At 36.2% G+C, this 7,977-nt stretch carries 6 protein-coding genes; 3 read left to right on the top strand and 3 right to left on the bottom strand.

Translation table 11 applies throughout. The features are described 5' to 3' along the window. Positions 1-340 precede the first annotated feature (340 nt). The 3 genes from AC07XN_RS22100 to AC07XN_RS22110 all read left to right on the top strand — a co-directional run bounded on the left by AC07XN_RS22100 (position 341) and on the right by AC07XN_RS22110 (position 2,556). Positions 341-778, top strand: coding sequence for a hypothetical protein (locus tag AC07XN_RS22100; RefSeq protein WP_494744627.1), 438 nt, complete (start codon positions 341-343; stop codon positions 776-778). A gap of 135 nt (positions 779-913) precedes the next feature. Then, the gene (locus AC07XN_RS22105) at positions 914-1,450 is read left to right on the top strand and encodes a hypothetical protein (RefSeq protein ID WP_494744628.1); all 537 of its coding nucleotides are present in this window, start codon (positions 914-916) and stop codon (positions 1,448-1,450) included. 203 nt (positions 1,451-1,653) lie between these two features. After that, positions 1,654-2,556 carry an alpha/beta fold hydrolase gene (locus AC07XN_RS22110; protein ID WP_494744629.1) on the top strand — a complete coding sequence of 301 codons (903 nt, stop codon included), beginning with the start codon at positions 1,654-1,656 and terminating at the stop codon, positions 2,554-2,556. A gap of 433 nt (positions 2,557-2,989) precedes the next feature. Here AC07XN_RS22110 and AC07XN_RS22115 read toward each other — a convergent pair whose 3' ends face one another. From AC07XN_RS22115 to AC07XN_RS22125, 3 genes are all read right to left on the bottom strand, one after another. Continuing rightward, positions 2,990-5,404 carry a TonB-dependent receptor gene (locus AC07XN_RS22115; RefSeq protein WP_494744630.1) on the bottom strand — a complete coding sequence of 805 codons (2,415 nt, stop codon included), beginning with the start codon at positions 5,402-5,404 and terminating at the stop codon, positions 2,990-2,992. Positions 5,405-5,819: 415 nt separating this feature from the next. Continuing rightward, on the bottom strand, positions 5,820-7,454 hold the full coding sequence (locus AC07XN_RS22120; protein WP_494744631.1) for a M56 family metallopeptidase: 1,635 nt from the start codon (positions 7,452-7,454) through the stop codon (positions 5,820-5,822). 1 nt (position 7,455) lies between these two features. Then, complete coding sequence (locus AC07XN_RS22125) at positions 7,456-7,845, bottom strand: BlaI/MecI/CopY family transcriptional regulator (RefSeq protein WP_309923508.1); 390 nt, start codon at positions 7,843-7,845, stop codon at positions 7,456-7,458. Positions 7,846-7,977 lie beyond the last annotated feature (132 nt).

Consider the following 7,977-nt stretch of genomic DNA (forward strand, 5'->3'; position numbering starts at 1 on the left):
ATAAAATTAGCTTAAATGTACATAAATAGTCTTTAAACCAAGCGTTGAAGCCCTCATCTCTAGCGAGGGACTTAAGTTCCTCGCTAGAGATAAGATATTGATTATTAGTTATTTATATACTTGTGGGTAATCAATAGGACTTAAGTCACCCGCTAATAGAAAATATCTTCATCTGCATGATGTAGTGTTTTCACTACGTCACAGTGTCGGGTAATGTTACATTGCCTCCTCAAATAAACTTTTGTCTTACGCCGTTGCCCTCAGAGAAGGCCTGACACGCCGACGTTGTGAAAAACACTACGCGAGTGAGGGTTTAAACTTAAATAACTAAAACATAATTATGGAGAAACTAACAATTATCTTTTTGCTTTTGACAAGCAATATGCAAGTCTTTTCTCAACACAAAAGCCCGAACAACAAAATAGATATTGACTTTATTAATACAAAAAGGAAACTAGCTAAAGATTTAATGAGGGATTATTTTCTTTATAATTGTATTAATGATGGCTTGTTAAACAATGGCGATGTTACTTTCCAGAAAGATAGAACGAAATTACTATATAACGCTTGGATAAGTTATATTCAAAAAAAAGATTTAGAAAAAATAGATGCATATGCTAAAAAAATAGGTGGGGATGTTTTTTTCAACAGTAAAGATGTAAAGAAACAAAGATTATTTGGGTTATGTATTGATAAGTCAAGGAGTAAGGAGTTTGAAGAAATGATAGATAAAATTTCAAAACGAGAGTTTCTTGGGCAGGGAAAAGAAGATTTTTAACACTGGCAATATTGATATAAGTGTTTCCATAGCGTCACTTATACCAAAAAGGATTCAGATTTTAACTGAATTAAACAAAGTATTGTAATTATTAAACTAATATTTGATATAACAGATAATAATATTTTTAAAAAAATGATAAAAAAAATCGTATTACCATTGGCATTAGTGATGTTTATAACAAGTGAAGTAGATGCTCAAACTAATATCAATCAAAAGGACAAGAATGGTAAAAAAACAGGTCTTTGGATTGAGAATGGTATGCATGGTTTAGAAGAAGCCTATTATCAAGATGGGAAATATAATGGTTTTTATAGGTCATATTCAAAGGGTAATAAATCACGTCTCAGCTCATTTGGTAGTTATTTGAATGGAAAAATGAGTGGTGATTGGTACTTTATTGATGATAAAAGCCATGTCTATATGTCTTGTGAAGATATTAAACCCAACAAAGACTTATTTGTCAATGGCGAAGATAATAAGAAAGTGATGCCTTCGAGTAAGGCTTATGTTCGTGTCTATCATGATAATGGTAAAGTTGAACAAGAAGGTTTAGCTATATTTGATTCAGTAGAAATTGAATTTTATGGAATAGGAAAGTGGGTTTTTAGAGATGAAAATGGAAAAGTAATAGAAACAAAGAATTTCCATAAGCCTACTTTGATGGACTGATTATCCGCACCTCGCTTGGCGTAGTGTTTTCACTACGTCACAGTGTCAGGCAATGTAATATTGCCTCCTCAAATAAACTTTTGTCTTACGCCGTTGTCTTTTAAGAAGACCTGACTCCCCGACGTATTGAAAAACAGAACGCAGAACTGAAGAGTTGTAAATGTATAAAACAAAGTACTATAAACCTTTAAATCTAACTTATCATGAAAAAAAAACTAACAGCTATTTATAGCTTTTTACTGCTACTCTTTTATAATCACCTAATTGGACAAAATATAGATAAATACAAAGATAAAGTAGATAATTTGTCTTTTACTTATTACGCATTGCAACCGCAATCAAAAGTTGTAGGAGTTCTTGTATTACTTCCTGGGTCTGGAGAAAACCCCAAAAGCATTTTTGGAAAGACAAGTCTTGCCCAAATTATGGCGAACAATGGATATTTAATATTAGCACCTGAACTTCACAATTCATTATTTGCAGACCTAAGCACCATTAAGGAATTAGACAAAATATGCAAAACACAGTGCGATAAATATAAGGTATCAAGCCTTATGATAGGGGGCTTTTCATCGGGAGGTGCTGTTGCTGTTGGATATGCTGAGTATCTAGTAAAATCGGATATGTCAAATATATTAAAAGGAGTTTTCACAATTGACCCTCCGCTTGATTTAACTCGGTTGTATGCTTCTGCACTAAGAAAAATAAATTATAGATGTAAGGGTTTAATCATTAAAGAAGGATACGCCATTAAAGGGATATTAGAAAATTCTTTAGGGGGCTCGCCTGATTCCAAACCTGAACAATATTTAATTCACTCTTCTTATACTGCAAACGACAGTGAAGGTGGAAATGCAAAATATTTAAACAGTATTCCAATAAGATTATACACCGAACCTGATTTGGATTTTGTTAGAAAGACTTATTGTACGGACTTACAGATTAATGACATTAATGCTTATGATTTAGAAAGCTTGTATAAATTTCTGTTGAAAATTGGCAATAAAAATGTGGAATATATCACTACGCGAGGAAAGGGTTTTCATAGTTGGAATATTGTTGATGCTCCTGATTGTGCTAATTGGATAATGAGTATAAGTAAATAGGCAATGTTACATTGCCTCCTCAAATAAACTTTTGTCTTTCGTCGTTGCCTGCTAAGAATGCCTGACACCCTGACGTAGTGAAAAACACTACGCCGAGCAGAGATAACCAAATAATATTTTCTATTAGTGGGTGACTTAAGTCCTATTGATTACCCACATCTTTTAAAAAAGTTAAAATGAGGATGTGGTTATTGATAAAATTAGCTTAAATGTACATAAATAGTCTTTAAACCAAGCGTTGAAGCCCTCATCACTAGCGAGGGACTTAAGTCCCTCGCTAGTGATAAGATATTGATTATTAGTTATTTATATACTTGTGGGTAATCAGTAGGACTCAAGTCACCCGCTAATAGAAAATATTTAGCCTTTATTGGTGTTTTTTTCCAACAACAAAGGCTAAAAATCTACCAGTCCTAAAGTCCCCAATATCCTATCAATTCTTCACCCTATTCTGTTCGCTTTCGGCACCGTTGGCATTGTGCTTGCGCAAATTTGAAATGGCTTTGCCAAAACGATAATTAAACGACAATACAACTGTTCGGGTATCGCTCAAATTCAAGTAATTGGCTTTGGTATTGGCTAAATTATTAATTTCTCCCGCATTTCTAAAGTTATAGAATAAGTCGTTGCCTACTAAACTCAACGTGGCAGACGGCGAAAGTTTTTTGGTAACAGCCATGTTTACTCTCCCTCGTGCCGAAGCGATAAACTGTGCATTGGTTACCTTACTTTGGTAGCCACCGTCTAGCTGGGCTGTCCAACCTTTTTGGAGTTTAAATTGGAATATAGGACGGATAAAATAGAACGTCCCCTGTGTATTGAGCGTCCCTGTGTAAAATGTACTATTAGTATGAATATTGGTAGCACGCATAAATAAATGGAAATTAAACCATTTGGTTATATCAAAGCTAGCATCCACACTAATACCTTTGGAAGTAACAGTGCCTAAATTCCCCGGTCGACTGTAATAAATACCGTTGACAATTTCGATGGTCTCGTTTACATCGTCTTTGGTTTTATTGTAGCTTAAGGTAGTCGTGATGTTTTTCCAAGTATGGGTTAGTTCTAAGTTATCGGTATAAGATGGTCTTAAAAACGGGTTGCCAGTATAATAAGTAAACTTATCTAAGGGCGACAAAAATGGGTTAAGGTCTTCATAATAGGGGCGGTCTATACGTCGGCCATAATCAAATCCAATTGTCTGATTGCCTGCTGTATCCAGCTTGTATTGTAGGTAAAAAGTAGGAAAGAGTCCGTTATAATTACGTTTGAAAGTAGAATCAGGCTTTTGAATATTGCCCAGTTGATGTCCGTTAGAAATCGTATTTTCAAAACGTAACCCCAATTGCACAGCAAAGCGTTTCCAATCTTTACTAGCGTTTAGATACCCTGCATTAATCTGTTCTTTGTAGATAAAATGGTTCGTTTTGTTATAATCTGGCGTTGTTACGTTGTCAACCGTATAAAAGTAATCGGCAATATTATCTGTTTCCGTAAAGCTCGATTTCAACCCTGTTTCTAATTTTACACCATTGCTCAAGGGGTGACTATAGTCTGTTTTGGCCGACCAGATATTGATATTAGAGGGCAAGTTGCCTGTCAATAAATCGTGACTGCTTACGCTATTATCAAGCAAGTAGCCCGTATTATCAAATGACTGCTTACTACGAGTTTGATAGCGGAGGTAGTCTAGGTCGGCGGTTAATTCTCTTCCTTTATCATTGTATTGATGACGATAATTGAAGTTGATACCCCCATTTTTGAAGTTTCTATTTTCTTTATTCACTGCCACAATCGTAGAATCTAGGATACCAGAAACATTAAACAAACGGCTTTTATTTAAGGTATTAACATCACCTACGTTACTTAGTCCGTTAATCACCATCCCGAAAATGTCCTTTTTGCCCAGATAATAGTCAAACCCAAGCTTTACGTTATTGCTCGTAGAGATTCGGCGAATAAATGAATTTTGAAGGAAATCGGAAGTAGGGTTGCCAGCCTCATCAAAGAAATGACGATTAATATCCAAATCACTAAAGCCATTGGCAACATTAAAACTAACATTGCCAAATATATTAATGTTGTTGTTGCGATACGTAAAATTAAGTCCATTGTTGGTTTTACTATATTTCCCTTGAATATAACTAACGTTGATACCTCCGTTAAAACCTTTAGCCTTGTTACGTTTTAGGCGAATATTAATTACGCCACCATTCCCTGCGGCATCGTATTTGGCAGGTGGATTGCTCATAAGTTCTATCTGGTCGACGGTAGCAGACGACAGCGACCGCAGATAATTTTCTAAATCAGCTCCCGATAAATAAGTGGGCTTGTCGTCAATAAAAATCTTTACACCGCCTTTCCCTTTTAGGCTAATTACACCGTTTTGTTCTACTGTCACCCCTGGTGATTTCTCCAACACATCCAGTGCCGTAGAGCCAGCATTGCTAATTAGGGCATCAACGTTTATTACGGTACGGTCAATTTTTTGTTCTACAAATTGCTTTTTAGTAGTAACTACTACTTCATTCAATTCTTTGCTAACAGGTTGCAACACAATCGTCACCACGGCATCGGGCTTCAATAATTCACTTTTGTATGAAGCAAAACCAATCATGGTAATATTAATGCGGTAATTGCCCTCCTTTAGTTTATCAAACAAAAAGCGTCCCTCTGCATCAGCGAGTGCCGTTTTTACCAAGATAGAATCTTGCATTAAATATACACTCGCACCTTCAAGGGGCTTTTGAGTGGCATCGCTTATTTTCCCGCTTATCGTTTGTGCTTTTAGCGAAATAGAGGCAATAAAAAGGCAGGCGACTAAAAAAGTCACGAATTTTAATTTCATAAGATTTAGTGTTAAAAATTATTAGTTTGTGTAAAAGAGATAAAAAAGCTTGTCACAGCATTATAGCACTTTTTAAGCGCGAGCTCTTTCTATTAGCGGGTGACTTAAGTCCTATTGATTACCCACATATCCATAAGTAATTGATAGTCATATTTTTATCACTAGCGAGGGACTTAAGTCCCTCGCTAGTGATAAAAATTCACGTAGTCAGGCTATGACAAGAGACGACCAAAGCTCGGTTTGAAGGACGATTTAAGCCCATTTGAACCCATTTTATCAATAATCACATCCTTATTTTAACTTTTTAAAAGATGTGGCTAATCAATAGGACTTAAGTCACCCGCTAATAGAAAATGATGGTATTATGTTTACTTAAAAAAGGTTAACAAAGTAAGCGCTTAAAACTTCACTCTCTTTAAATCACCCACACATTATGATGATTATTTTGATTCCAAACGATTAAAACATTGCTAGTTGTGGTAGTAGTAACATAATTGCTATAGAGCGTCCAAGTACCTTTTTTACCTTCAGTTTGGGGTGGTACAAACTTGTCTTTATAGCGTTTGAAAATCTCTTCTGGCTGACGAACCCCATTGACAATCAGCTCGGTATCACTGAGTTTAAAAGATGTATTTTTATCATCTGCATTGATTAATTTATCTTTAATCAAATCATCCGTTACCGCTGCACCAATATCAGACTTCTTGTTATCATATTGGGTGGTATATGGCTTATATTCAGCCTTATATGGTTTGTAAGTCCCTAGCTTATTATTCAATGGAGCAAGTGTCTGCTGATTAGCAGACAAAGGTTTTAAAGATACCATCTTGCTTTGCTTTATCGAGTCTGCTAAAGCCATTCGCTTGTATTTACTCAAGGTAGTTTCTGGCAACTTTTTTACCTCTTTCGGCGCTACCGTTGTGATATATACTTTCGGCTTTGCTTGATGAACAACTGGCTTTGATGAGGTAGTAGTTTGTTCAGTCGTAGTTGTTACAGCATGACTGAATGCTACTTTTGTTTCCACCGCCAAATGTGCTATTTCTTTAGCATTGGTAAAGGCAGCTGTTAATAACCCCGTAGTTAATAATGCGATGAATAGGATTGACTTTTCTCTGAAATTAAGCGATTGATTATTCCCAGATGCCATGCGTTTTACCCTATCCATCAACTGACTACGTTTTCCGGGAAAAGCCATCGCATAGGCAGGCGCTTCTAATTGATATTCTTGGCAAGATACCAAGGCACGTATATAATCTACTTTACTGCTCGTTTGTGCCAAGGCAATATCATCACAACAATTCTCTCTTTCTGCCCGAATCGCGGAGGATAACCACAGCACCGCAGGATTGAAAAAAAAGAAAATCTCTAGCAAGTTCTGTAACAAATTCACAAGGTAATCTCTACGCCTAATATGTGCCAGTTCATGCACCAATATTGCTTCTATTTCGGCAGGGGTTAAACTAGCCATCAAACCAACAGGCACTAGGATAAGGGGCTTTAGGTGACCAATTACCATGGGTACTTTGGTTAAACTAGATTCTGCAATGCCCACCATTTGGGTAATGCCTAAGTAATTGGCTAAGGTAGCTACACGTTTTGCCCAAACTTCATCAACAGCAAAAAGGTTATTTCGACGTAAATGGTAAAGCTCATGTAATCCACTCGCTAGTTGAAGGCAACGCATCAGTACAATCAGAAACCAAATAAGCACTATCGTTTGGGTATGCGACCCAATGTAAAACTGAATCGTTTGGAATACATCACTGCCAGTGGTAGATTGTTGAGTACTTGTATCGATTCCTTGTGTGAGAGGCACTGCCAATTGCTTGAGTGTATGACTAAGGGTATTACTGCCTAATTCATAACAAAAAGTAATAAGAATAACCGATACAAACAATAACATATTGGCTACTAGTAGGTTATAGCGAACAGTGGCGCTATGTTTACGCGTAAACACGATGATAAGTCCTGTAAAAGTTGCTAGTATTACCCCTTCCCAAAGCGAGTTTATCAGCGTATTCCCTAAAGCGACAGTGAAATTTTCCATGTTACTCCTCTAGTTTTTTGATGATGTCTTTAATCTCCTGTAGCTCTTGTTGCGAATTCTTTTTGTTACCAAGTAGCTGTAAAACCAGTTTACTTGCTGAACCTTTGTACATCGAATCCACAAATTTTTCTAGTAAGTACGATTTGGTTTTTTGTTCCTCTTCGGCTACACGGTAAATATGTTTCATCTGACTTTCATCTCTGATAAGCATTCCCTTTTCCGCCATCAGTTGCATAAACTTTAGGGTTGTCGCATAGTTTACGTCTTTCTGTTTTACCAGTTCATCGTTTACTGCCCGTACAGTAGCAGGACCAATTTCCCAGAGTACTTGCAGTATTTCTAGTTCAGATTTGGTAGGCTCTACCAGCTTATGTTCTTCTTTTTTATTCATGACAAAACAAAGGTAGAAAATTTTTCCTACCGTGCAAATAAAAGGTAGGATTTTTTTTCTACCTTTTATTTGGGGAGGTTTAATTTTACGTTAATAATAACTGATATATTTATTTCTAGCGAGGGACTTAAG

Source organism: Arcicella sp. GW458-12-2-14-TSB2 (assembly GCF_059423785.1).

What these genes read in the sequence shown, in the direction of transcription:
- AC07XN_RS22100 (WP_494744627.1), top strand. Translation starts at nt 341, where the DNA reads ATGGAGAAACTAACAATTATCTTTTTGCTTTTGACAAGCAATATGCAA.
- AC07XN_RS22105 (WP_494744628.1), top strand. Translation starts at nt 914, where the DNA reads ATGATAAAAAAAATCGTATTACCATTGGCATTAGTGATGTTTATAACA.
- AC07XN_RS22110 (WP_494744629.1), top strand. Translation starts at nt 1,654, where the DNA reads ATGAAAAAAAAACTAACAGCTATTTATAGCTTTTTACTGCTACTCTTT.
- AC07XN_RS22115 (WP_494744630.1), bottom strand. Translation starts at nt 5,404, where the DNA reads ATGAAATTAAAATTCGTGACTTTTTTAGTCGCCTGCCTTTTTATTGCC.
- AC07XN_RS22120 (WP_494744631.1), bottom strand. Translation starts at nt 7,454, where the DNA reads ATGGAAAATTTCACTGTCGCTTTAGGGAATACGCTGATAAACTCGCTT.
- AC07XN_RS22125 (WP_309923508.1), bottom strand. Translation starts at nt 7,845, where the DNA reads ATGAATAAAAAAGAAGAACATAAGCTGGTAGAGCCTACCAAATCTGAA.